Origin of the sequence: Ruegeria sp. EL01, assembly GCF_900313035.1 — a bacterium.
Classification (GTDB): Bacteria; Pseudomonadota; Alphaproteobacteria; order Rhodobacterales; family Rhodobacteraceae; genus Ruegeria.
Genome location: NZ_OMPS01000044.1, coordinates 232424 through 255681, shown reverse-complemented (window position 1 = coordinate 255681; position 23258 = coordinate 232424). Strand labels below are relative to the sequence as shown.

Below are 23258 nucleotides of genomic sequence, written 5' to 3'. Positions count from 1 at the left end.
TGCAGCAAAACTACTGCACTTGACATGCTGTAATCTTACTGCATATAGAGCGCATGATAGACGACCAACTCGACTTAATTTTCAAGGCTCTTTCAGACAGCACCCGTCGTCGCATCATCGACCATTTGAGCAAAAGGCCAGCTCAATCGTTGTTCGAGGTGTGCGCGGCTTCGGTTGCAGAGGATGGAATTGCTTTGTCCCGACAGACGGTCTCCCAGCATCTCGCTGTTTTAGAAAAAGCAGGGCTGATTGAGATCAAATGGAAAGGGCGAACAAAGGCGCATTCTTTGAGCGTCAGCGAAGACGACATCGTGGCGGCATCATGGCTCACGAAGTACAAACCGAAAGGAACCAAGACATGAAAATCTATGTCACAAGCGTCTTTGTTGACGACCAAGACAAGGCCGAAAAATTCTATACGGAAGTGCTCGGCTTCAAGGTAAAACACAATATTCCATTGGGCGCCAACCGTTGGCTGACGGTTGTTTCTGGAGAAGACCCGGACGGGACAGAGTTGCTGCTTGAACCAAGCGACCACCCGGCCACGAAACCGTTTAAGGAGGCAATCGTTGCCGATGGTATCGCCGCCCATTCATTTCAGGTGCAAGATCTCGATGCCGAGTGGAAGAAGCTGACCGACCGAGGCGTGGAGTTCACCACCGAACCAATGGATGCGGGCGCAGTACACATGGCTGTTTTTGATGACACCTGTGGCAACCTGATTCAGTTGATCCAGATGAAAGCCGCCTAACGACCACAATAATTGGCCGAGCGGTATTGAAGCTGCGGTTCGGCCAACATGCAGCTCTGGGAGTTCGGGCTCGAACGAGACATTCGATCCGCCTGGTATCGATGACCTTTTTTCGACTTCATCAACCCTACTGCCGACGCGTGGCATCACGCCCAAGGCAGACCGATGTTTCGCATAGTCCCAGAGTTTTGCGAGTTGTACGTTCTATTGAACCCGAAAGACCGCCTCTCCATGCTTGTTACAATTCGTAAGAATTGAGAAAACATCAGGAAAAAGTTGACGCTGATGGTGCAGCTGTCCCTAATCGGGGCACTGGCGTCCGGGCTGTGTTCCGGGTCCGCCGTTTCCGGCCCACCGCAGGTCCGGATGGGGAGGAGAGAAAGATTGGCTCAGACGCAGTTGGGCGCTGAAGGGATGCACTCTCTTCCGGCGCTGCTACATCGCAATGCGGCACAGTTCAGGGATGCCCCGGCGTACCGTGAAAAGGAATTCGGGATCTGGCAGTGCTGGAGCTGGGCTGAGACATCTGCCGAGGTTCGATCGATTGCTTTGGGTTTTCTGGAAATTGGCGTCGAGAAGGGTGACCATATCGCCGTGATCGGGCGCAACCGCCCGGCGCACTACTGGTCGATGGTGGCTGCACAGATGGTGGGCGCGGTTCCGGTGCCGCTCTATCAGGATGCCGTGGCCGAAGAGATGGCCTATGTGATGGAGCATTGCGGCGCGAAGTACGTCGTTTGCGGTGATCAGGAGCAGGTCGATAAAGTCATCGAAATTCAGGAAAACCTGAGCCAGATCAAACACATCCTATACACCGATAAGCGCGGGATGCGGAAATACGACCACGCTCAGATGAATGCGCTTGATGACATCATGGCTGAGGGCAATGCAGGTCACGCCCGCTTTGATGCGGAACTGGATAAGCGCGTTTCTGCGATCACCTATGACGATACCTGCGTCATGCTTTATACCTCGGGCACAACAGGCAAGCCCAAGGGCGTGGTGCTGTCGAACCGCAATGTGATAGAAAGCGCCAAGAACTCGGCGGATTTCGATCATCTCAAGCGAGACGAAGACATCCTGTCTTATCTACCGATGGCGTGGGTCGGCGATTTCATCTTCTCTATCGGTCAGGCTTACTGGTGTGGGTTCTGCGTGAACTGCCCCGAGAGTGCGGAAACCATGATGACCGATCTGCGTGAGATCGGGCCGACTTATTTCTTTGCCCCGCCCCGCGTGTTCGAAACTCAGCTGACCAACGTGACGATCCGCATGGAAGACGCGGGCAAGCTGAAGCAGCGGATGTTCCACCATTTCATGGCGCACGCCAAGAAAGTTGGTGGACTTTTGCTGGATGGCAAGCCGGTTGGCTTCGGTGATCGCCTGAAATACGCGCTGGGTAATATGCTGGTCTATGGGCCGCTCAAAGATACTTTAGGTTACGGGCGTTTTCGCGTCGGTTATACGGCGGGTGAAGCCATCGGGCCGGAAATCTTTGATTTCTACCGGTCTTTGGGCATCAACCTGAAACAACTTTATGGCCAGACCGAAGCCACAGTATTCATCACTGTCCAGCCGGATGGCGAAGTGCGGGCCGACACGGTCGGCGTGCCAGCGCCGGATGTCGAGCTGAAGATCGATGACACAGGCGAGATCTACTACCGCTCGCCGGGTGTGTTCGTGGAGTATTTCAAGAACCCTGATTCCACGGCTTCGACCAAGGATGCTGAGGGTTGGGTCGCGACGGGTGATGCCGGTTTCATAGAAGAGGGATCGGGCCATCTGCGCATCATCGACCGGGCCAAGGATGTTGGCAAAATGGCCGATGGTTCGATGTTCGCGCCGAAATATGTCGAGAACAAGCTGAAGTTCTATCCCGATATTCTGGAAGTTGTGCTGTTTGGAAACGGCAAAGATCGCTGTGTCGCTTTCATCAATATTGACCTGACCGCGGTCGGCAATTGGGCGGAACGCAACAACATTGCCTATGCGTCTTATCAGGAACTGACCGCCAATCCCCGTGTGTTAGAGACGATAAAGTCCCACGTGGAAGAGGTGAACAAATCCGTCGCTGCCGACGAAATGTTGTCGGGCTGTCAGGTGCATCGCTTTGTGGTGCTGCATAAAGAGCTGGACGCGGATGATGGTGAAATCACCCGCACCCGTAAAGTGCGCCGTGGATTTGTCGAAGATAAGTACGCGGATATCATCGCGGCTTTGTATGACGGTTCGAACTCCGTCTCGACCACCACAGAAGTTACGTATGAGGACGGCCGCAAGGGTTCGATCAGCGCAACGCTTGAAATCGTTGATGCGCCGGTTGTCGCGGCAACACAGCACAAGGTCGCGGCGGAATGAGGGTCGAACGTACGCCGCTCGACCTGCGGTCATCGCCCCGCCCCCCGTCCCGTTTTCGTGTAGTTCAAGGAGCCACACATGCTTGATGCAGTTGATGGATATGTCACCGAGGATGGCCGCAAGATCGGCGGTGTGGTGATGGAGATGAAGAACATCACCCTGCGGTTCGGCGGCGTGGTGGCGATCAAGGATATCTCGTTCGACATTCGCGAAGGCGAGATTCGTGCCATTATTGGTCCAAACGGGGCCGGCAAGTCCTCGATGCTGAATGTGATTTCGGGGTTTTATGTCCCGCAAGAGGGTGAGGTCTGGTTCCACGGGGCCCCACGCCCGCAAATGCGTCCCTATGAGGTCGCGCGCCAGGGCATTGCCCGGACGTTCCAGAACATCGCCTTGTTCGAAGGCATGAGTGTTCTGGACAACGTCATGACCGGGCGCTTGAACTACATGAAGACCAACATTTTTCAGCAGGCGATGTGGAAAGGTAAGGCCGAAGCGGAAGAGACCGAGAACCGCGAAGCCGTTGAAAAGATCATCGACTTTCTGGAAATCCAGCACATCCGCAAGACGCCGGTGTCACGTCTGCCTTACGGCCTGAAAAAGCGCGTCGAACTGGCGCGCGCCCTGGCGGCTGAACCCAAGCTTTTGCTGCTGGATGAGCCGATGGCGGGCATGAATGTAGAAGAGAAAGAGGACATGAGCCGATTTGTCCTGGATGTGAATGACGAATTCGGCACCACCATCGCCCTGATCGAACACGACATGGGCGTGGTGATGGACCTGAGCGACCGCGTAGTTGTGATGGATTACGGGCGCAAGATCGGCGACGGCACGCCGGACGAGGTGCGCAACAATCAGGAAGTCATCGACGCTTATCTGGGTGTGTCGCATGACTAAGGTGCGCCAGCTTCCGAAATCGCTTCTATTGAAGCGACTTGCGGCGGCGTTGTCATTGATGGTTTTGCCCAGCACAAGTAGTTCTGAAACCTACGCTCAGTTCAACTCGTATCAGTCTGCAATCGAAGAAGTTTGCGCACCACAAATTGAGCATGGACACACCTCAATTCGCGCGCGTCTTCAGAAGCTTGAGGGCCCACAATACCAGCAGTTACGCGATGTCTTGAAATACACCTTAGGAAGGAACTCCGTCCAAGATACTGAGCTATATACGTTCTGGTTGGCGAACGGCATAACGCCCGTTCTTATTGCTTCGCCCATGACGACCGAATGCAAGTTGGTCGCCTTGGATTCCAGAGGTATGAGAAGTTTCGAGGAGCTTTGGGCTCGACAATTCTTGGATGAAACTAGCTCTTACCGAGGCTATCGGGCGGTGCGCGGTGGCAAAGGTTTATTGCAAAAGTATCGCGATGAGTCGACTGGATGGGCGGTTCGCCCGTTCAAAGACGAGTTCATCAAAGTGACCGGTTGGTATGGTGAACTGCGCGGATACGAAAGACCCGATCTCGGCGTTCTACAGATATCTATGACGAAAATCGACAAGACCAAACAGGCTTGCCTGCTGTGGCCGGAGGAGTGCGAATAATGCCTGAACAACTCGTTTTTGCGATGGAGGTCATCCTCAACGGTCTGATGGCCGGGGTGCTGTATGCTCTGGTCGCGCTGGGGTTTGTGCTGATCTACAAGGCCTCGGGGATTTTCAATTATGCGCAAGGGGTTATGGCCCTGTTTGCGGCGATGACGTTGGTTGGAATCATGAACGGTCAGGTGCCGTTTGCGCATCTGATCAACGCGACCTTTGGGACCCATATCCACTATTTCGGATGGAACGTGCCGGCGCTGGTGGCGATCCTTTTGACCATGGGTGTAATGGTCGTTCTGGCCTGGGCGGTGCAGCGATTTGTCATGCGCCATCTGGTCGGGCAGGAACCGATCATCCTGTTCATGGCGACGATCGGCCTGGCGTATTTCCTCGAAGGCGTGGCTGATCTGATGTGGGGGTCCGAGATCAAAACGCTGGATGTCGGTCTGCCGCAGGGCATCAACCTGTGGCTGGACGAGACGACGTTTAACATCTTTGGGTACGGCTTCTTCATCGACAATCTCGATGTCGTGGCGACTGTGATTGCCGCGCTACTGGTGGCCGCGCTGGTGATGTTCAGCCAGTATACCAAGCAGGGCCGGGCGATGCGCGCTGTGGCGGATGACCATCAGGCGGCGCTGTCAGTGGGCATCTCGCTGAACTTCATCTGGATCATGGTCTGGTCGGTTGCCGGTTTCGTGGCGTTGGTCGCGGGCATCATGTGGGGCACCAAGTCAGGCGTTCAGTTCTCGCTGTCGCTGATCGCGCTCAAGGCGCTGCCGGTTCTGATGCTGGGTGGGTTCACCTCGATCCCCGGCGCCATCGTTGGTGGGCTGATCATTGGAGTGGGCGAGAAGCTGTTCGAGTTTGCCATCGGTCCGTTGGTGGGCGGCGCGACCGAGAATTGGTTCGCCTATGTTTTGGCGTTGATATTTCTGGTGTTCCGGCCGCAAGGTCTCTTTGGTGAGAAAATTATCGAGAGAGTCTAAATGGATAAGCTGGAACCCATCTTCAAATCGCTACCCATCGCCTTGCTGGTGTACGGGTTTGCACGAACGCTTGGCGAATGTTTCGAAGTCAGCATGTCTGGTTCGGGCATGGCAATAATCGGCGACACCGAGTGGGAGATGAGAATGCTTCTGTACATCGGGTACATGCGAGCGATGGATTCATTGTTCTTCTACGCAGCAATGGCTGCGGTTGTACACTGGTTGAACGTCAGAAGTCGTGGGGCCGCAGCATGACCAACATGATCGCCGTCATCAACGTGATTGCTTGGGCGGGGTTCTGGGCTTTTGGGTACATCGCTCTGACGACGGATGATCTCAGCGACAGCCAGTTGGTGATCGCTGCGGTTCTGGCCTTTGCCGGGTTGGTGACGGGCGTCATGGCCTACATGAAACTGGTGCGTGTCACCGAGGCAAGCGGTTACGCCAAAGGGTCGAAACAGCTGGATGCCGCGACCCGGAACCGGGCGCAGGAAGAATGGGGAAAGTAAGACATGTTCTATCGTGAGGCCGGGGATTTCAAAACCTCCTATACAGATGACAGCCAGACTTTCCCGATCAAGTTCGATCGGTATCGGTATTATGTCGTGCTGGCGGTGGCCTTTGGTATCATCCCGTTCATCATCAACGACTATTGGGCCAATGCGCTGCTGTTGCCGTTTCTGATCTATGCCATCGCGGCGATCGGGCTGAATATTCTGGTTGGGTATTGCGGGCAGGTCAGCCTTGGTACTGGCGGGTTCATGGCTGTAGGGGCCTATGCCTGCTATAAGCTGATGACAGCCTTTCCGGATGTCAGCATGTTCATCCATGTGCTGCTGGCCGGGGGGATAACGGCCGTCGTTGGCGTGCTGTTTGGTTTGCCGTCCTTGCGGATCAAGGGCTTTTATCTGGCGGTGGCCACACTGGCGGCGCAGTTCTTTCTGGTCTGGCTCTTCAACCGGGTGCCGTGGTTCTACAACTACTCTGCCTCGGGCCAGATCAACGCGCCCGAGCGGGATGTGTTTGGCATTATCATCACCGGCCCGAATGCTCCGGCCTGGGCGACCTATTTGTTCTGCCTGATTTTTCTGGCCTTATGTGCGGTCCTTGCACGCAACCTGACCCGTGGCACAACCGGGCGCACCTGGATGGCCATCCGCGACATGGATATCGCGGCCGAGATCATCGGGGTGAACCCGCTGAAGGCAAAACTCACCGCCTTTGCTGTCAGTTCGTTCTTTGTCGGGATTGCCGGTGCGTTGTTCTTTGCCGTTTACCTTGGCGCGGTCGAGGTGGGTGAGGTGTTTGGCATCCAGAAATCGTTCCTGGTGCTGTTCATGGTGATCATTGGCGGGCTGGGGTCGATCTTTGGATCCTTTGCCGGGGCTGCGTTTCTTGTGCTGCTGCCGGTGGTCCTGAAAGTTGTCGGTGTCGATGTTCTGGGCTGGCCCACGGATATCGTGGCGCACCTGCAGCTTGTGATCGTCGGCGCCCTGATCGTCATGTTCCTGATCCTCGAGCCGCACGGGCTGGCGCAGCTGTGGCGCGTCGCGAAAGAGAAACTCAGACTCTGGCCGTTCCCCCACTAGCGGGGCAGGCCCAATCAAAAAGACGGGCGGCAAGCCCGAAGACAACATCGGATCAATCAAGGGAGGAGACACCCGATGAAGACTAAACTGGCAACCATGGCGCTGAGCGCCCTGATGGCCGCAGGACCCGCTGTCGCGGATCTTGTGATCCCCGATCTCAGCTATCGCACCGGGCCTTATGCGGCTGGCGGTATCCCGTTCTCGGATGGCTATAACGACTATTTCACCCTGCTGAACGAGCGCGACGGTGGTATTGGCGGTGTCCCGATCCGTATGGTCGAATGCGAGACCGGCTATAACACCGAAAAAGGTGTGGAATGCTATGAGGCAACTAAAGGCGAAGGCGCGTTGGTGTATCAACCGCTGTCGACCGGGATAACCTACCAGCTGATCCCAAAGGTGACCGCAGACGGAATCCCGCTGCACACGATGGGGTATGGCCGGACCTCGGCCAAGAACGGCGATGTGTTCAGCCATACGTTCAACTATCCGGCCAACTACTGGGACGGAGCCTCGGGCGCAGTGAACTATCTGCTTGAGGAAAACGGAGGAGATCTGAGCGGTAAGAAAATCGCGCTGGTCTACCACAACTCGGCCTACGGCAAGGAACCCATCCGCACGCTGGAAGAGCTGTCCAAGAAGCACGGGTTCGAACTGGTAGCCCTGCCGGTCGACCATCCGGGTCAGGAACAGAAATCCCAGTGGCTGCAAATCCGTCGTGACAAGCCGGATTATGTCCTGATGTGGGGCTGGGGCGTAATGAACCAGGTTGCCGTGCAGGAAGCTGCCAACATCCGTTTCCCGATGGAAAATTTCATCGGTATCTGGTGGTCAGGTTCGGAAAACGACGTGCTGCCAGCGGGTGAAGCGGCCAATGGCTACAAGGCGTTGACGTTCCACAATGTCGGCACAGATTTCCCGGTCTTTGACGATCTGCAAAAGCACGTGGTCGATGCTGGCAAAGCCGCTGGCGCGGGCGATCAGGTTGGCACGGTTCTGTATAACCGTGGTCTTTATGCTGCTGTTCTGGCCGCTGAAGCCATCAAGAAAGCACAGGAAATTTCCGGCAATGCCGATATTACCCCCGCAGAAATGCGTGACGGTATGGAAGCGCTTGAGATGTCCGAAGCTAAGATGGCTGAACTGGGCCTGCCCAACTTCGGTCCGACCTTCTCGGTCTCATGTGAAAACCACGGTGGTGACGCTCTGGTGGGTGTGACCCAGTGGGATGCAGCGAACAAGACCTGGACGCTGATTTCGGACTTTAAAGCAACAGATGGCGACGTGATTGGTGGCCTGATCGATGAAGATTCCGCAGCATATGCGGCGGAAAACAAGATCGAATCGCGCTGCAACTAAAGCGCCAAACCATACGGGGCGGCGGCTGACTGCCGCCCCGAACCCGACACAGGCACGAGGATATGCGCTGATGCTGGATGCGGCACACACCACTGACGTGCAGGCGGAAACCCTGCTGGAAGTCAACAATATCGAGGTGATCTACAACCACGTGATCCTTGTGCTGAAAGGCGTCAGCCTGAATGTGCCCAAGGGCGGTATCACCGCGCTGCTGGGTGGCAATGGCGCGGGCAAGACAACGACGCTGAAAGCGGTGTCGAACCTGCTGCATTCCGAACGTGGCGAAGTCACCAAAGGCTCGATCAAGTATCGCGGGACCAGCGTGCATGAAAGCGACCCGGCCGATCTGGTGGAAAAAGGCGTGATCCAGGTGATGGAGGGCCGCCACTGTTTCGAGCATCTGACAGTTGAAGAAAACCTGCTGACCGGTGCCTATACGCGCAAGGACGGCAACGCTGCGATCCAGCAGGATCTGGAACTGGTTTATACGTATTTCCCCCGCCTCAAAGAACGGCGCCGCTCTCAGGCGGGCTATACCTCGGGCGGTGAGCAACAAATGGTGGCGATGGGCCGTGCGCTGATGTCACGACCCGAAACCATTCTGCTGGACGAACCCTCGATGGGTTTGGCGCCGCAACTGGTCGAAGAGATTTTCAGCATCGTCAAAGATCTGAATGAAAAAGAGGGCGTGTCCTTCCTGCTGGCCGAACAGAACACCAACGTCGCGCTGCGATTTGCCCATTATGGATATATCCTGGAATCCGGGCGCGTGGTGATGGATGGCCCGGCTGCCGAACTGCGCGAAAATCCGGATGTGAAGGAATTCTATCTTGGGGTGTCCGACGAAGGCCGCAAAAGCTTTCGTGACGTGCGGTCTTATCGTCGCCGCAAAAGGTGGTTGTGAGGGAATGGAGGATATGGCGATGACTTATTTCGACGCTCTCGAAACGCGCTCGGCGGACGAACGCGCCTCTGATCAGGCCGTGGCGCTGCGCGAGCAGCTTAAGCGAGTAACCTCGGCCCCGGCTTTTGCAGTGCATCTTGCTGATACAGACCTCAATGCCGTGGAATCGGCGGACAATCTTCCTGTATTGCCTGTCTTGCGCAAGTCAGACCTAAGCCGTGCACAGGCCGAACGCCCGCCCTTTGGCGGGTTTACAGTGAAACCGGCGCGGAATTTTCACCATGTGTTTCAATCGCCCGGACCGATCTATGAACCGGGCAGCACTGATCATGACTGGTGGCGGATGGGGCGTTTTCTGCACGCTGCGGGTGTTGGGCCGGCGGATATCGTCCAGAACTGCTTTGGCTATCACCTGACGCCGGCCGGCATGATCTTTGAAAGCGGCGCCCGTGCGGTTGGCGCGTCTGTTTTACCAGCAGGAACCGGACAGACCGAGTTGCAGGTGACGGCTGCGCGCGACATTGGCTGCACGGCTTATGCAGGAACGCCAGATTACCTGAAGGTGATTTTGGACAAGGCCGATGACATGGGCGTGGCCCTGAACTTCTCCAAAGCGGCCGTTGGCGGTGGCGCACTGTTCCCATCCCTGCGTCAGGACTATGCCGACCGGGGGATCTCGTGCCTGCAATGTTACGCCACAGCTGATCTGGGCAACATCGCCTATGAAAGCGCCGCGATGGAGGGGATGATCATTGATGAGCATGTTATCATCGAGATCGTGACCCCCGGAACCGGAATCCCGGTAGCGCCGGGTGAGGTTGGTGAGGTTGTCGTGACATCGCTCAACCCTGATTACCCATTGATCAGGTTTGCGACCGGTGACCTGTCGGCGATGCTGCCCGGCCAATCACCCTGTGGGCGCACCAATATGCGCATCAAAGGCTGGATGGGGCGTGCCGATCAGACCACCAAGATCAAGGGCATGTTTGTGCGCCCGGAACAGGTTGCTGCGCTGGTCGGCAAGCATGACGAGATCGTCAAAGCCCGAGTCATTGCGGCCCGTCAGGGCGAAATGGATACGATGACGGTCCAGATTGAAAGCCCGGGCGGGGATGACATAGCCTATGCCAAATCGGTGGCCGAAGTGCTGAAACTTAAAGGCGCGGTCGAGGTCGTGGCCCCGGGCAGCCTTCCCAAAGACGGTCTCGTGATCGAGGATCAGCGTGTTTACGAATGATCCTGCATTTGACCTGATGCGCCCCAGCTGAGGTTCGACAGCCAGCCCTTCACCGCCTGAATCGCCTGCAGATGGCTTTGGTCCTTGTGGGACAGCAACCAAACCGGGCGTCTTGGGGTATCTGCTGTGGGCGGCGTCTTAATCTGGTGCAATCGGACATCGTTTTGGCCGGCTGCAACTGGCAACAGACTCTGCCCCAAATCATGGGCGACGGCTTCGATAGCGGTATTCAGATCCGCCACGCGTAGAGTGGTTGTCGAATGCGGGTCAGATTGCGCGCTCATCCATTTCGCCTGCTCCAGATAGGCATGTGCTGTGTCGTACAGGATCCATTGCGGCGGTTTGCCCGGTGTTGATGTGATCGACGATCTGTAGAGGCCAAACTCCAGCCAGCCGATGCGCTGCGCAAGGGTATCAGACCCGCCTGTTTTGGGCGGACCCAATCGCAATGCAAGATCCGCCTCGCGGCGGGTAAGGCTTAGGTTTCTGCCTTCCGGCACCAGTTCTAGGGTGATGTCAGGATAGCGTTGCTGAAACCCGGGAAAAGCGGGCACCAATATCCGGTCAACGACAACAGGAACAGCCGTTACCCGAACAGTCCCGGCTAGGCTGCGTTGATCCATACCAACCAGCTCGGTCATGTGGCGGGTTTCGGTTTCCATATGCATGGCACGGGCAACCAGCCTTTCGGCAAGCTCGGTAAGTCGTTGTTTTCCTGCCGTATCTCGAAACAACAGCTGGGCTGACAGTGCATGTTCCAGCCTGCGAACCCGGCGCGCGACCGTTGTTTCATCCTGGCCCAACTCTGCCGAGGCGGCGGCAAAGCTGCCCCGGCGGTGTAGCGCAATCAGATATCGAAGGTCGTCCCAATTCATGTCCGGCATTTTTGCAGGTTAAGATGGACAACTTCCGCATTCAATCAGCATCTCTGCGGGCTCAATGTGCCTACATGCAACCGGAGGACACGCATGACACATATTATCCTTTTCAAAGACAATCCCCACGCTGATGCTGATATTCGTCGCGCCCACATGGCTGAGCACCTGAACTTCTTACAGGCGAATGAAGACAAAATCGCCGCCGCAGGGCCGCTGTTCGATAACACCGGGGCAGGCGCTGGCGGCATCTGGCTGGTGGGTGATAGCGATCTGGCAGCGATCGATCAATTGATACGGCAAGACCCGTTTTGGCCCACTGGTCTGCGTGCATCTTACGACATTTTGCACTGGAAGGTTGTCTTTGAGAACCTGTCATTGCTGCGACCTCGCGACCCGACCTGAGGCGCATTGGCGCTGGAAATTCCGACGAAATTGGTCGATTAAGGCAAGGCGCATGAGGCGCGCCAATGCAAACAGGACGAATGGCCCAGATCGAATACTCAGAAAACGGATCACGCAATCGCGGCGCACGGGGCACTCGGCTTTTGGCTGGGGTATCCTATGGTGTGGCTGCCGTTTGCCTGTTGCCCATGGTGGCCGTGGTTCTGGCGGCTTTGACGGGTGGAACAGACACAATCTCGCATCTGATGCAAACCGTGTTGCCCCGCTATACCGTGACCACGCTGATCCTTGTGGCATTGGTGGCGGTGGGGACTTTCTGTATCGGAACCGGTGCCGCTTGGCTGGTGACGATGACGCGTTTCCCTGGGGTCCGGTTTCTTGAAATTGTTTTGATCCTGCCACTGGCCTTTCCGGCTTACGTTCTGGCCTATGCCTATACCTTTATTCTGGATCACCCCGGCATCGTTCAGTCGACCTTGCGAGACATCACCGGATGGGGCCCGCGCGACTATTGGTTCCCCGAGATCCGCTCGACCGAGGGCGCGGCCGTGATGCTGATCCTTGTCCTCTACCCATATGTCTACCTGCTGGCCCGCGCTGCGTTCCTGCAACAAAGCGCTACGGCGTTTCTGGCCGCGCGGGCGCTGGGCAACAACCCATGGCTGGCCTTCAAACGCATCTCGCTTCCCATGGCGCGTCCGGCGATTGCAGGGGGCGTGCTGTTGGCGGTGATGGAAACCATCGCCGATTTCGGCACGGTGTCCTATTTCGGTGTTCAGACCTTTGCCACCGGGATCTACACCAGCTGGTTTTCAATGGCGGATCGCGCGGCGGCGGCGCAGCTGGCGCTGGGGCTGTTGGCATTTGCATTGGTCATGGCCGTTACTGAGCGCAGCCAGCGCGGCAAGGCAAAATACTATCACGCGGGTAAACAACACGTGGCGCAGCCGGCGGCTCAACTGACGGGTTGGCACGCGGTCGGGGCATTTACGCTCTGTGCTATACCGGTTCTGCTCGGGTTTATTCTGCCGGTGATCGTGCTGGTCGAAATGGGCCTGCATTCAGAACAGAACCTCCTGTCGCGACGCTATCTGGGCTTCATCCAGAACTCTTTGATTCTGGCGGGTACTGCCGCTGTCGCTACAGTTTCTGCGGCCATCTGCATCGGGTTTTTTCAACGCCTCAGACCAGGGCGTGTATCATCGGCGGCCGCCTATATTGCGCGCTTGGGCTATGCCGTGCCAGGCGGCGTCATTGCGGTGGGCCTGATCGTTCCCTTTGCCGGGTTCGACAACGCGCTGGATGCCTGGATGCGCAGCACGTTTGATGTGTCGACCGGATTGCTGGTCACCGGATCGATCTGGCTGTTGGTCGCGGCCTATATGGTGCGATTTCTCGCGGCCGCGCTCAGCGCTTATGAAGGCGGACAAAGCACGATTCACGCGAATATGGATGCGGCTGCGCGATCATTGGGGCAATCACCACTGGGCACGTTGCGACGGGTGCATTTGCCCATCCTGACCCCTTCGTTGCTAACAGCCCTGTTGATCGTATTTGTCGATGTGATGAAAGAGCTGCCCGCGACATTGATCATGCGCCCGTTCAACTTTGATACGCTGGCGGTACAGGCCTACCGGCTGGCCTCTGACGAACGTCTTGAAGGGGCTGCTGTGCCGTCGCTGGTCATTCTGGCAGTCGGCTTGCTGCCCGTGATCCTGATTTGTCGTCAGGTTGGTCGTCGGTAACACCTTCAATCGAAATACTGCGACCTGGCCCATCAGGCTTGATTCAATCGCATTTTCCGGCAAGGCTGGTGGTATGAATATGCAGCCTCCTAGCCGGTTCTCTGCAAGCCCGGCCCAGATGCCGGTGGCCTTTGACCGGCGAGAGATGTCTCAGATTTTATCGGTATATGGCCGCATGGTCGCCGCCGGAGAATGGCGGGACTATGGTATTTCAAACCTGCGCGACATGGCAATTTTCTCGATCTTTCGGCGCACGGCGGAACATCCGATTTACCGGGTCGAGAAAGACCCGCGCCTGCGATCCAAGCAGGGAATGTATTCCGTTGTCGGGATGGATGGCCGCATCCTGAAACGCGGGCATGATCTGCGGACCGTTCTGCGGGTGTTAGAGCGTAAATTGATCCGGTCTGTCAGTACGGACTAAAGCCGTTTATGCGCGGTTACCGGGCCGTCGCCTTGTGCCTGAATTCTGGCAATGGCCTGATCCATCGGCTCGAATGCGACCGCCATATGATGGGCGTTGGCGTGAAGCAGCGAGTTGGGCCCGGACACCCAGGCGACATGCCCTTTCCAGAACAATAGATCACCGCGTTTTGCGGGCGTTCCATCTGGTACCGACGCGCCCAATTCACGTTCTTGTTCACCGCTGTCACCGGGGCAGGCAATGCCACAGGCCAGTAAGCCAACCTGCACCAGCCCGGAACAATCCAGCCCGAACCGGCTGTTGCCTCCCCACAGGTAGGGCGAACCTAGAAACAGCTCGGCAACAGCCACGGGATCGGTTGCTTTTTCCGCAATCGGTGCGCAGTGAACGGCGGGAATGAAGCCCAATTCGGTTTCCAAAAAACCGTTCTGTGTCGACAACATCTTTACTTTACTGCCATAACTCAGGGACGTCAGATCGCGGCTCTTCATGTCCGCCTGATTGTAAGCATGCGTCGCGGGTACGGTGATACAATGGGTCTCTGACAGCGTCGGTCCCAGATATTCTGAGGCAACCCAGCCGGGATAACTGTCTTTGTCCGACGTGACCCTGCTCCATCCGTTTGTATCCTCAACCACTTGGACGGTATCACCATACAACAACTGGCGATCACGTGGTCCGTCGGGTGCCCGCAACAAGTCGACGACCGGGTGTATGATGCGTTGACGGCTCACAGGGCCAAAATCTCAGGCAATGCGGTCAGTATCGCGCGTGGGCCTTGGCCCAACCCGCCTTTGCTACGCCCCGGGGCTTTGCTGGGCTGCCACGCATAGATGTCGAAATGCATATAGCGGCTGTCTCCGACAAATCGGCGCAAAAACAGTGCAGCGGTGATCGAGCCAGCAAACCCGCCCGATGGCGCATTGTCCAGATCGGCAATTCTGGGTTCGATCATCGCCTCGTAAGGATCGTGAAACGGCATGCGCCAAACCGGATCAGCGGCCGGTTTTGCCGCCTGGGACAACGCCCCGGCCATCGCGTCGTCATCGGTATAGAACGGTGCCAGATCGGGGCCGACTGCAACACGCGCTGCGCCTGTCAGTGTCGCCATCGAGATCACCAGATCCGGATTTCCTTCATCAGCCAGGGCCAGTGCATCCGCCAATACCAAGCGTCCTTCGGCATCGGTGTTGTTGATCTCGACCGTCAGGCCCTTGCGCGAGGTCAGGATATCCCCCGGGCGGAATGCATCTCCTGCGACAGAGTTTTCGACTGCAGGGATTAGTACCCGCAATTGCACGGGCAGCTCCAACGCCATGATCATATGGGCCAACCCCAGAACATTGGCTGCTCCGCCCATGTCCTTTTTCATTAGGCCCATCGACGCACCCGGTTTCAGGTTCAGACCGCCTGTGTCAAAGCACACGCCTTTCCCCACCAGCGTCAGCTTCGGTCCGTTTGCGCCCCAGCTCATGTCGATAAGGCGCGGCACCTGCGTCGCCGAACGCCCCACCGCATGGATCATTGGGAACTTCTGGTCCAGCAGCGCTTGGTCAAGGATCACATTGCAGGTCGCGCCAAACTCGTCGGCCAAAGCTTCGACCGCCGCTTGCAAATGGTCAGGTCCCATATCGGAAGCAGGCGTATTGACCAGATCACGTGTCAACGCTTCGGCATTGGCGAGTATCTCGATCCGTTTGGCATCAATGCCATCCGGGGCAACCAAACCCGCTGTGCTGGCAGATTGTTTGGCATAGCGATCAAAGGCATAGCCGATCATCAGCCATCCTAGACATTCTGTTTCCAACTGGTCTGCTGGTATACCGGACGCAATTCGATAAGCGCCCTCTGGCAGCGCTTCGGCCGCTGCAGCCAGAGGGAAGCGTTTACGTGCTCTCTTGGCTTTGGATCCGTACCCTGCAACGGCCATCTCGGCTGCGCCATTTGCGCCAGGCACCAGCAGAACCTGGCCCATAGCGCCGGTAAACCCGTTTGCTGCGATCCATGATTGCACCAGCTCGGGCTGATCCTGTAACCAGCCTTCCAGATCAGGTTGCGCGATCACGTGCAGCGGTAGCGAAGAGTCTGAGGGCGGGATAAAGGACAGTGTCATGGGCGTCTCGGTTGGTTCAATCCGCGCCCAGACTAATCACCCGTGATCCGCCTGCAACCCCCGTCAGACGGAAAGGTCTTGTTGATCCCAGATGGCCGTTAGCGATCGTTCGCCCACCCGGATCAATCGGCCCAGTGTCGCGCCTGTTGCCACCACGTCGCCTGCGTCAACCGAGTGGGCTACATCGCCGGCAACCCGGGCGAGCGCCATCAATCCGATCTGTTCGGATATTGCGACCAGCGACTTGGCGCATTTGCGCAGCCCGGCCCAGTCACGTTGTCGCCAGAAGCGTTCGCAATTCGACAACCGCACCGCCAGTTCTTCCACCGTTCGACACAGCACGTCCAACGCGTTCTTGTCGCCCAGCTGCCGGTACAGACCGCTCAGTCGATCCGGATCGACGCGCACGGATTCCTTGTGTTCAAGTGTGATAATCTTATCCACCACATTCACCCTAGTTTTTACGCCCCCACGGCGCGGGTTCGATATTGGCGATGATTTCCTTTGCAAAACCTTGCAGTGAAGCCGGATAATGGCTCGAATTTTCGTTGAATTCGGTTTACAGCATCCGTCAGCGACAAAAACAGGGACACTGCAATGGACTTCGCCAAACCTCTGCCGACTTACCTGGTGAAACGGTATCATGGCTGGAAGGCCACCACATATTCCGAAAATCAGGTCTGGTACCGCCGTCTGGCGGATGAAGGGCAGCGCCCCCGTGCAATGGTGATTTCCTGTTGCGACAGCCGGGTGCATGTCACGTCGATCTTCGGCGCCGACCAGGGTGAGTTCTTCATCCACCGCAACATTGCCAATCTGGTCCCGCCTTATGCGCCGGATGGCGATCACCATGGGACCAGTGCGGCAATCGAATATGCGGTCACCGCGCTGAAGGTCGCGCATCTGATCGTGCTGGGCCATTCCCAATGCGGTGGTGTTCAGGGCTGCATCGACATGTGCAAGGGTCAGGCGCCACAGTTGGAAGCCAAGGAAAGCTTTGTTGGCCGCTGGATGGATATCCTGAAACCGAAATATGATCTGGTCGCCGATGTAGAAGACAGCGTCGAACAAGCCAGGCAGCTCGAACGTCAGGCAGTCGTCGCTTCGCTGGAAAACCTGATGAGCTTTCCGTTTGTATCTTCGGCGGTCGAAGACGGTGCGCTTAGCCTGCACGGGCTCTGGACCGATATCGGCGAGGGCGGGTTGCAATGCTATGACCCGCAGGACAAGAAGTTTGTTGTTGTCTGATTAGGCGCAAACATGCCCGGGCTCGAATGACGCGGATCAGACCTCTGATTTCGCGTCATTTTTTGTTATGATCCCGCGAGCTGTAGTAGAATCGGATCCTGTTATGAGATTGATAAAACGACTTTTCATCTCTCTGCTTGTTATTGTTCTGGTGCTGGTCGGGGTGTCCTATCTGCTACCTGGCAAGGCCGAGGTTTCGCGCAACATCACCATCGATGCACCGCCCGAGGTGATCTTTCCGTACGTGAACTCCATGCAGGAGACCGAGAAATGGTCCCCCTGGCTGACCCGCGATCCGGAAACCAAGCTGTCCTATTCGGGGCCGGAAACCGGGGTTGGCAATGCGCTTAGCTGGAGCTCGGAAAACCCTCAGGTCGGCACCGGAACGCAGGTCATTACTGAGAGCGTGGAAAACCAGTCCGTCAAAACAGCGCTGGATTTCGGTCCCATGGGCACTGCCACTGCAACTTTCGCGCTGCAGCCCGAAGGTGATCAGACGCAGATCACCTGGGGATTTGATTCCGATCTGGGCCTAAATCCGATGTCCCGCTGGATGGGACTGATGATGGATAACTGGGTTGGCGGCGACTATGAGCGCGGTTTGACGAACCTCAAGACGCTGGTTGAAGGGCAAGGGTGATCGGAGGCGGCTTTCTGCGAAGTGTGGAATGTCAGGTATGACCCCAAACTAACCAACGCTGCATTTCAAATGAATGACTGCTTCTTCGACTCTGCCAAATCCATAACGAAACCAAAGTGCTTTATTACAAGGCTCTGGCACGCGAAGACGCGCTTACAGTTTCGCAATACAACGGCATGTTATTCGCCTGGTGTCGCTGAACCAGCTTTTTCATCCACTTGCCCTTTTGCGGTATGTGACGGGCCGATATTGGCTTGAAATCAGGTTCGCACATCTCTGGGAACAACGTTTGTATTTCTTCACGCATTTCGGCAGAAACCGCTTTCAGTGCTTCTGGCCCGGTAAACAAGCTTTCTGATGGAGCTCCATTGGACCAGATGATCTGGTGACCATCAAACAGTATATGCCAATAAACCACTCCATCCGTCGTATTATAAAGTACATCAATACCAGCCACCGGAAGCAGTTTGTGCGCTGGAATCAATACGTCACTGGACCCAAACATCCGCATGGCAATCCGTGAAGACACCAGAACACGGTGCTGTGGCGATACAATCAAATCGTGCTTTGGGTATCCCACTCCCAATGACTTTGCCCGTATCAAAATAGGCTTGAGTTTTGGATTAGCTTGAAGTTGGGAATGATCTAAACTGCGCGACCCAATCCAACGAATTGGTTTATAGCCACAGTCATATGTAAGAACCTGATCCGTCGCTTTCAGATGCTCAACGGGTACGGGTCCCTGCAAGGTCTCAATCAGAGTTCCCGATGAAAAGCACGGCACGTCAACAAAATCACCGCTCGCGTTCGTGGGTCCAGTCGCAATCTGATCCACGACGATCGTATTTGTACCATTCTCATTCCAAGCGGCATCAATCGCTGCTGTGTTTACGGATAGCCCGTTAAAAAGCTCCAATGGTTCGAGCGATCCATTACTCGTTTTCACGCCGGACAACGTGATCGTCCCGTCTGGATTTATCACCAAACGGACCACGGGTTCACCGTTCGTGTTGCCAAGCTGCCAGATGGCAGGTGTATTGAATTCGTACCGGTCACCATCGGCAAATCGAACTGTTTGACCAGCAGTTGCAGGTGCCTGAAACTCAAGCTCATTTGGTGCCCCCGGGGGGCCACCAACGAACAATTCGACACCATTGATTTGAACGCTAAAGCTGTTATCCAACGTCGCGAAATCAATTACGAGACCACCACCGGGTGTCGTATCGGTGAATATTGTTGAGTTACCATCACTGATACTGAAGGCTGGCAATTACCACATTTTCCCGTTGCTCAAAGCGTCTCATCCCCGTTGTCCAATAAACAATGGTGCTGTTCAGAAGCACAATTGGGGCCTTCATCAAGGCGACACTACGAATTTTGAAAGTTTTCTAGACCCTGAATGTGGCGAAAAAAGGATACATTCCGAAAGCTGAAATCAAAGAAATGTAAGTTTCAGAACGACCTGGCCCAGGTCAGAGCGATAACAACCTTTGTTGAGTGGCTACCCTGAAGTGGACATCGGCGCATTTGCGGTGCAAGTCAAACTTGTCCTGCATAGCGGACCTATAGCCATCTAACCCTGCCGATGGAACGGCAGGGTTCTCTGTATACTACTTAGGCCACCGATCAGCCCTTTTTTAAGACCTCACGGCCCAGCAGCTCGGCGATTTGTACTGCGTTCAGTGCGGCGCCCTTGCGTAGGTTGTCGCTGACGCACCAAAGATTCAGGCCGTTCTCAATCGTTGAATCCTGACGGATGCGGCTGATGAACGTGGCGAAATCGCCAACGCATTCGATGGGTGAGACGTAGCCACCGTCTTCGCGCTTGTCGATCACCATGACACCCGGTGCCTCGCGCAGGATGTCGCGGGCTTCGTCTTCGTCCAGGAACTCTTCGAACTCGATGTTCACGGCCTCAGAGTGGCCGACAAAAACCGGGACGCGGACACATGTTGCGGTGACCTTGATCGATGGATCGACAATCTTTTTGGTCTCGACCACCATCTTCCACTCTTCCTTGGTCGTGCCGTCTTCCATGAAGACGTCGATCTGCGGAATGACGTTGAAAGCGATTTGTTTTTGGAATTTTTTCGGCGGAACTTCGGTCGTGGGGTTGTAAACTGCTTTGGTCTGATCCCACAGCTCATCCATACCGTCTTTGCCAGCACCCGAAACGGATTGATAGGTCGAGACGACAACGCGTTTGATCTTGGCGCGGTCATGCAAAGGCTTCAGCGCCACCACCATCTGCGCGGTCGAGCAGTTGGGGTTGGCGATGATGTTCTTCTTGGCGTAATCGTGGATCGCCTGCGGGTTACACTCGGGCACGATCAGCGGGATGTCTGGATCATAGCGATAGAGCGACGAGTTATCGATCACCACGCAGCCCGCAGCCGCCGCTTTCGGCGCATAGTCTTTGGTCGCAGCAGATCCAACAGCAAATAGCGCGATATCCCAACCGGTGAAATCGAACGTATCCAGATCCTGTGTGGTGAGTGTCTTATCGCCAAAGCTGACCTCTGTGCCCAGCGAACGGCGGCTTGCCAGCACGGCAAGTTCGTCAACAGGGAACTGGCGTTCAGCCAGAATGTTCAGCATTTCGCGGCCCACGTTACCCGTGGCGCCGACGACGACGACGCGATAGCCCATTTCATGTCTCCAGTGTTAAGGACGCGCGTTCATAGCCGCGATGCAGAAAAGAAAAAAGGGCTTTCGAGGCCGAATTCGACGTTTGACGTCGAATTGATACGGTTGGATCAGCCTTAACCAGTGCCCAGCAGTGATCTGTAGACCCCAACGATGGCTTCGGCCTCGCCTTCGATTCTAAATTTCTGCTCAACCCCCGCCCGCGCGGCCTGTCCGGCAGCAGCCAATTTCGCCGGATCATCCAGCATTTGCCTGAGCGCTGCGGCCAATTCCGGGGCGTTGTCTTTTTCAACCAAACGCCCGGTGACGCCATCTTCGATCTGCGCGCTGAAGGCACCAACCCCGTGGCAGGCAATTGCAGGAACACCGGATGCCATCGCCTCAAGCGGGGTCAGACCAAACCCCTCGTGGCGGGCAGGGGCGACAAACACATCCAGCGCCCGGTATGTTTCGACGATCTCTTCCCAGGGCCGCTCGCCCAGAAACCGCACACGATCGGCAAGGCCTGCGTCTTTTAGCTTTTGTTCTTGTTCTTGCTGAAAGGCTTCGAATTCTTTGGTGGCGCGGCCAGTGAATACGATACTGGCATCGCGGAACGACGGCAGCACATCGATCGCCGCGTCAACCAGAAGATCGACCCCCTTTTGCGGCCGGACACGCCCGAAACACCCAATCAAAACCCCATCAGGCAGACCAAGCTTCTGCCGCAACGCCTGCTTGTCATCGGCTGGATGAAACAGTTCCGTGTTCACGCCATGCATGATGACCGTCGACGGATGTTTCAGGAAAGAGGCCGCCTGAGGGGTTGTGGCAATCAGCGCGTCCATTTTTGAGATCAGCCATTTGGTAAATCCGGAATGATCACGTTGCGCGGCAGAGGTGAACAAAAGTTTCAGGTTTCGTCGCAGAACCGTTCTCAGGAATAGACCCATCAGCATTTCGGTGTTGCGACGCGCATGCCAAACCCGCGTTGTGCGGTTCGACAGGAACGGAACCTTGAGCAGCCGAATGTGCGGCAGATCTTCCGGTAGACCGGGGCCCGTTGCCACAATCCCGATCATCTTTTTCTGGATCGGCAGCAGACGAATAACTGTTGTGGTCACCCCTGAAAGGCTGTGCTTCAGGTTGGGTGCAATGACCTCGATTTCCTGCACAGCACTCTCCTTTTCGAAAGATCCGGTCAAATTCAGTCCACGCTGTCCTGGCTGAATAGATAGATCACGCAACCGATGGCAAGGGTTACAGCAAAAAAGCCAAAAATAGCCGTGTAAGGTGCGGTTGAGCCCGTTTCGACAGTGGCAGCATGAATGCGCCCGGTGACGAACTGTGATATGCCTACACCCCCAATACCAAAAAGGTTCAACAAAGTGACCCCGCGCCCCACAAGATGCGGTGGCACAAAGGCACGACCATGGGCCATGATCAGCGGAAAGCTGGCCCCCAAGAATCCGATCAAGGCCAACAGCAGAACCGAAATCCAAATGCCACTGTCAATCCACAGGCACAGCAGACCCAAAGCGGCGGCACACAGCGCATTGCCCCCAAGCAACACCCATTTTCGCGTGCCAAACATCCGATCCAGTGGTCCGTAGACAAAGGTGCCAGCAATCATTGCCGCCCCCATCACCAATGTCGCTGTCCCGATCTGGGTTGTGCCAAGCCCAAATACATCGCTCAGATATGGCCCCGCCCATAGGCCGCGCAACGCGGCTGAGGGTGCGTAAGCGACCAACATCAGCGGTAGGATCAGCCAAAGGGCGGGCTCTTTCAGCAGATCCAGCAGCGATCCCTTGTGGTCCGTCTCAACCTTGGCGGGGTCGTGTACGCTCAGCCAGATACCGGCGGCGATGGCGGCGGACACCACGGCCAGCCCGGCCATCGTCGCGCGCCAGCCCATCAGCTCGACCGCCAACGCTGTTGGATAGGACGCCACCAGATTGCCTACCGATCCAACGCCCAGCATAACGGCCGCCAGCGTAGCGAACCTTGCCGGTGGATATTCGCGTGCGAAGATAAAATACGACGCCATCAAAACCGGAGAGCAGCCGACGCCAATCAATCCCATGGCGACACTGATATGCAGCGGCGATGTGGCAATGGCGAATAACCCCGCGCCACCTGCGCCGCCAACCAGCAACAATACAGCGGCTGTCAGTCGCGGCCCAACGCGATCCAGCGCCCAGCCCACCGGGATCTGCATTGCTGCGAAGACCAGAAACCAAAGGCCCGAGGCAAAGGCCAGATCTTCCGGCGAGGCACCAATATCGTGTTCCAGATCCAGACTGAGAACCGCCAGAAAAGCGCGAAAGAACTGGCTGAGGACGTAGGCCAGGCACAAAACCACCAACCCTGCCTGCATGAACAACCCCTTCCTAAGGTTCTGAAAGGAATGCTTGGCACGCCATGGCAAAACGCACAAGCACGTGTACAATGTT

At 56.4% G+C, this 23258-nt stretch carries 25 protein-coding genes; 17 read left to right on the top strand and 8 right to left on the bottom strand.

Going from position 1 to position 23258, the window contains the following annotated elements; genetic code table 11:
- Window positions 1-53: 53 nt before the first annotated feature.
- From D9K61_RS19410 to D9K61_RS19355, 12 genes are all read left to right on the top strand, one after another.
- The gene (locus D9K61_RS19410) at window positions 54-362 is read left to right on the top strand and encodes a helix-turn-helix transcriptional regulator (RefSeq protein ID WP_120634831.1); all 309 of its coding nucleotides are present in this window, start codon (window positions 54-56) and stop codon (window positions 360-362) included.
- On the top strand, window positions 359-751 hold the full coding sequence (locus D9K61_RS19405; protein WP_120634830.1) for a VOC family protein: 393 nt from the start codon (window positions 359-361) through the stop codon (window positions 749-751). The genes D9K61_RS19410 and D9K61_RS19405 overlap by 4 nt, the downstream gene beginning before the upstream one ends.
- 414 nt (window positions 752-1165) lie before the next feature.
- Window positions 1166-3109 carry an AMP-binding protein gene (locus tag D9K61_RS19400; protein ID WP_174235117.1) on the top strand — a complete coding sequence of 648 codons (1944 nt, stop codon included), beginning with the start codon at window positions 1166-1168 and terminating at the stop codon, window positions 3107-3109.
- 78 nt (window positions 3110-3187) lie between these two features.
- Window positions 3188-4006, top strand: a complete 819-nt coding sequence (locus tag D9K61_RS19395; RefSeq protein WP_120634829.1) for an ABC transporter ATP-binding protein — start codon at window positions 3188-3190, stop codon at window positions 4004-4006.
- Complete coding sequence (locus tag D9K61_RS19390; protein WP_120634828.1) at window positions 3999-4652, top strand: hypothetical protein; 654 nt, start codon at window positions 3999-4001, stop codon at window positions 4650-4652. Before D9K61_RS19395 ends, D9K61_RS19390 begins: the two co-directional genes overlap by 8 nt.
- A complete protein-coding gene (locus D9K61_RS19385) occupies window positions 4652-5638 on the top strand; it encodes a branched-chain amino acid ABC transporter permease (RefSeq protein WP_120634827.1) in 987 nt (328 codons plus the stop codon). The genes D9K61_RS19390 and D9K61_RS19385 overlap by 1 nt, the downstream gene beginning before the upstream one ends.
- Window positions 5639-5893: a hypothetical protein gene (locus D9K61_RS19380; RefSeq protein WP_120634826.1), complete on the top strand. Its 255-nt coding sequence runs from the start codon at window positions 5639-5641 to the stop codon at window positions 5891-5893.
- On the top strand, window positions 5890-6147 hold the full coding sequence (locus D9K61_RS19375; RefSeq protein WP_120634825.1) for a hypothetical protein: 258 nt from the start codon (window positions 5890-5892) through the stop codon (window positions 6145-6147). Before D9K61_RS19380 ends, D9K61_RS19375 begins: the two co-directional genes overlap by 4 nt.
- Window positions 6148-6150: 3 nt before the next feature.
- The gene (locus D9K61_RS19370) at window positions 6151-7227 is read left to right on the top strand and encodes a branched-chain amino acid ABC transporter permease (RefSeq protein WP_120634824.1); all 1077 of its coding nucleotides are present in this window, start codon (window positions 6151-6153) and stop codon (window positions 7225-7227) included.
- A gap of 75 nt (window positions 7228-7302) precedes the next feature.
- Window positions 7303-8586 (top strand): ABC transporter substrate-binding protein, encoded by a 1284-nt coding sequence (locus D9K61_RS19365; protein WP_120634823.1) that lies wholly within the window; start codon window positions 7303-7305, stop codon window positions 8584-8586.
- Between the two features lie 70 nt (window positions 8587-8656).
- Window positions 8657-9490: an ABC transporter ATP-binding protein gene (locus D9K61_RS19360; RefSeq protein WP_120634822.1), complete on the top strand. Its 834-nt coding sequence runs from the start codon at window positions 8657-8659 to the stop codon at window positions 9488-9490.
- Between the two features lie 19 nt (window positions 9491-9509).
- The gene (locus tag D9K61_RS19355; protein WP_120634875.1) at window positions 9510-10727 is read left to right on the top strand and encodes a phenylacetate--CoA ligase family protein; all 1218 of its coding nucleotides are present in this window, start codon (window positions 9510-9512) and stop codon (window positions 10725-10727) included.
- Here the strand turns inward: D9K61_RS19355 and D9K61_RS19350 are convergent.
- Window positions 10718-11611: a LysR family transcriptional regulator gene (locus D9K61_RS19350; protein ID WP_120634821.1), complete on the bottom strand. Its 894-nt coding sequence runs from the start codon at window positions 11609-11611 to the stop codon at window positions 10718-10720. The two genes, D9K61_RS19355 and D9K61_RS19350, sit on opposite strands and share 10 nt — an antisense overlap.
- 84 nt (window positions 11612-11695) lie before the next feature.
- Here D9K61_RS19350 and D9K61_RS19345 point away from each other — a divergent pair, with 84 nt between their 5' ends.
- From D9K61_RS19345 to D9K61_RS19335, 3 genes are all read left to right on the top strand, one after another.
- A complete protein-coding gene (locus tag D9K61_RS19345; protein ID WP_120634820.1) occupies window positions 11696-12007 on the top strand; it encodes a YciI family protein in 312 nt (103 codons plus the stop codon).
- Between the two features lie 80 nt (window positions 12008-12087).
- Complete coding sequence (locus D9K61_RS19340; protein WP_120634874.1) at window positions 12088-13752, top strand: iron ABC transporter permease; 1665 nt, start codon at window positions 12088-12090, stop codon at window positions 13750-13752.
- Between the two features lie 73 nt (window positions 13753-13825).
- Entirely contained in the window at window positions 13826-14176 is a 351-nt protein-coding gene (locus D9K61_RS19335; protein WP_120634873.1) for a DUF2794 domain-containing protein, read from the top strand.
- Here D9K61_RS19335 and D9K61_RS19330 read toward each other — a convergent pair.
- From D9K61_RS19330 to D9K61_RS19320, 3 genes are all read right to left on the bottom strand, one after another.
- A complete protein-coding gene (locus D9K61_RS19330) occupies window positions 14173-14910 on the bottom strand; it encodes a C40 family peptidase (RefSeq protein WP_120634819.1) in 738 nt (245 codons plus the stop codon). The two genes, D9K61_RS19335 and D9K61_RS19330, sit on opposite strands and share 4 nt — an antisense overlap.
- Entirely contained in the window at window positions 14907-16289 is a 1383-nt protein-coding gene (locus D9K61_RS19325; RefSeq protein WP_120634818.1) for a M17 family metallopeptidase, read from the bottom strand. Before D9K61_RS19325 ends, D9K61_RS19330 begins: the two co-directional genes overlap by 4 nt.
- 63 nt (window positions 16290-16352) lie before the next feature.
- Window positions 16353-16742, bottom strand: a complete 390-nt coding sequence (locus tag D9K61_RS19320) for a hypothetical protein (protein WP_120634817.1) — start codon at window positions 16740-16742, stop codon at window positions 16353-16355.
- A gap of 144 nt (window positions 16743-16886) precedes the next feature.
- On the opposite strand from D9K61_RS19320, the gene D9K61_RS19315 reads away from it, so the two are divergent.
- On the top strand, window positions 16887-17537 hold the full coding sequence (locus D9K61_RS19315) for a carbonic anhydrase (protein WP_120634816.1): 651 nt from the start codon (window positions 16887-16889) through the stop codon (window positions 17535-17537).
- A gap of 103 nt (window positions 17538-17640) precedes the next feature.
- The gene (locus D9K61_RS19310) at window positions 17641-18177 is read left to right on the top strand and encodes an SRPBCC family protein (RefSeq protein WP_120634815.1); all 537 of its coding nucleotides are present in this window, start codon (window positions 17641-17643) and stop codon (window positions 18175-18177) included.
- Window positions 18178-18301: 124 nt separating this feature from the next.
- On the opposite strand, the gene D9K61_RS27625 is transcribed toward D9K61_RS19310, so the two are convergent.
- From D9K61_RS27625 to D9K61_RS19290, 4 genes are all read right to left on the bottom strand, one after another.
- A complete protein-coding gene (locus D9K61_RS27625; protein WP_254055826.1) occupies window positions 18302-19447 on the bottom strand; it encodes a Hint domain-containing protein in 1146 nt (381 codons plus the stop codon).
- A gap of 356 nt (window positions 19448-19803) precedes the next feature.
- The gene (locus D9K61_RS19300; protein ID WP_120634814.1) at window positions 19804-20826 is read right to left on the bottom strand and encodes an aspartate-semialdehyde dehydrogenase; all 1023 of its coding nucleotides are present in this window, start codon (window positions 20824-20826) and stop codon (window positions 19804-19806) included.
- A 113-nt stretch (window positions 20827-20939) separates the two neighbouring features.
- Window positions 20940-21977, bottom strand: a complete 1038-nt coding sequence (locus D9K61_RS19295) for a glycosyltransferase family 4 protein (RefSeq protein ID WP_120634871.1) — start codon at window positions 21975-21977, stop codon at window positions 20940-20942.
- Between the two features lie 32 nt (window positions 21978-22009).
- Complete coding sequence (locus tag D9K61_RS19290; protein WP_120634813.1) at window positions 22010-23182, bottom strand: MFS transporter; 1173 nt, start codon at window positions 23180-23182, stop codon at window positions 22010-22012.
- Window positions 23183-23258 lie beyond the last annotated feature (76 nt).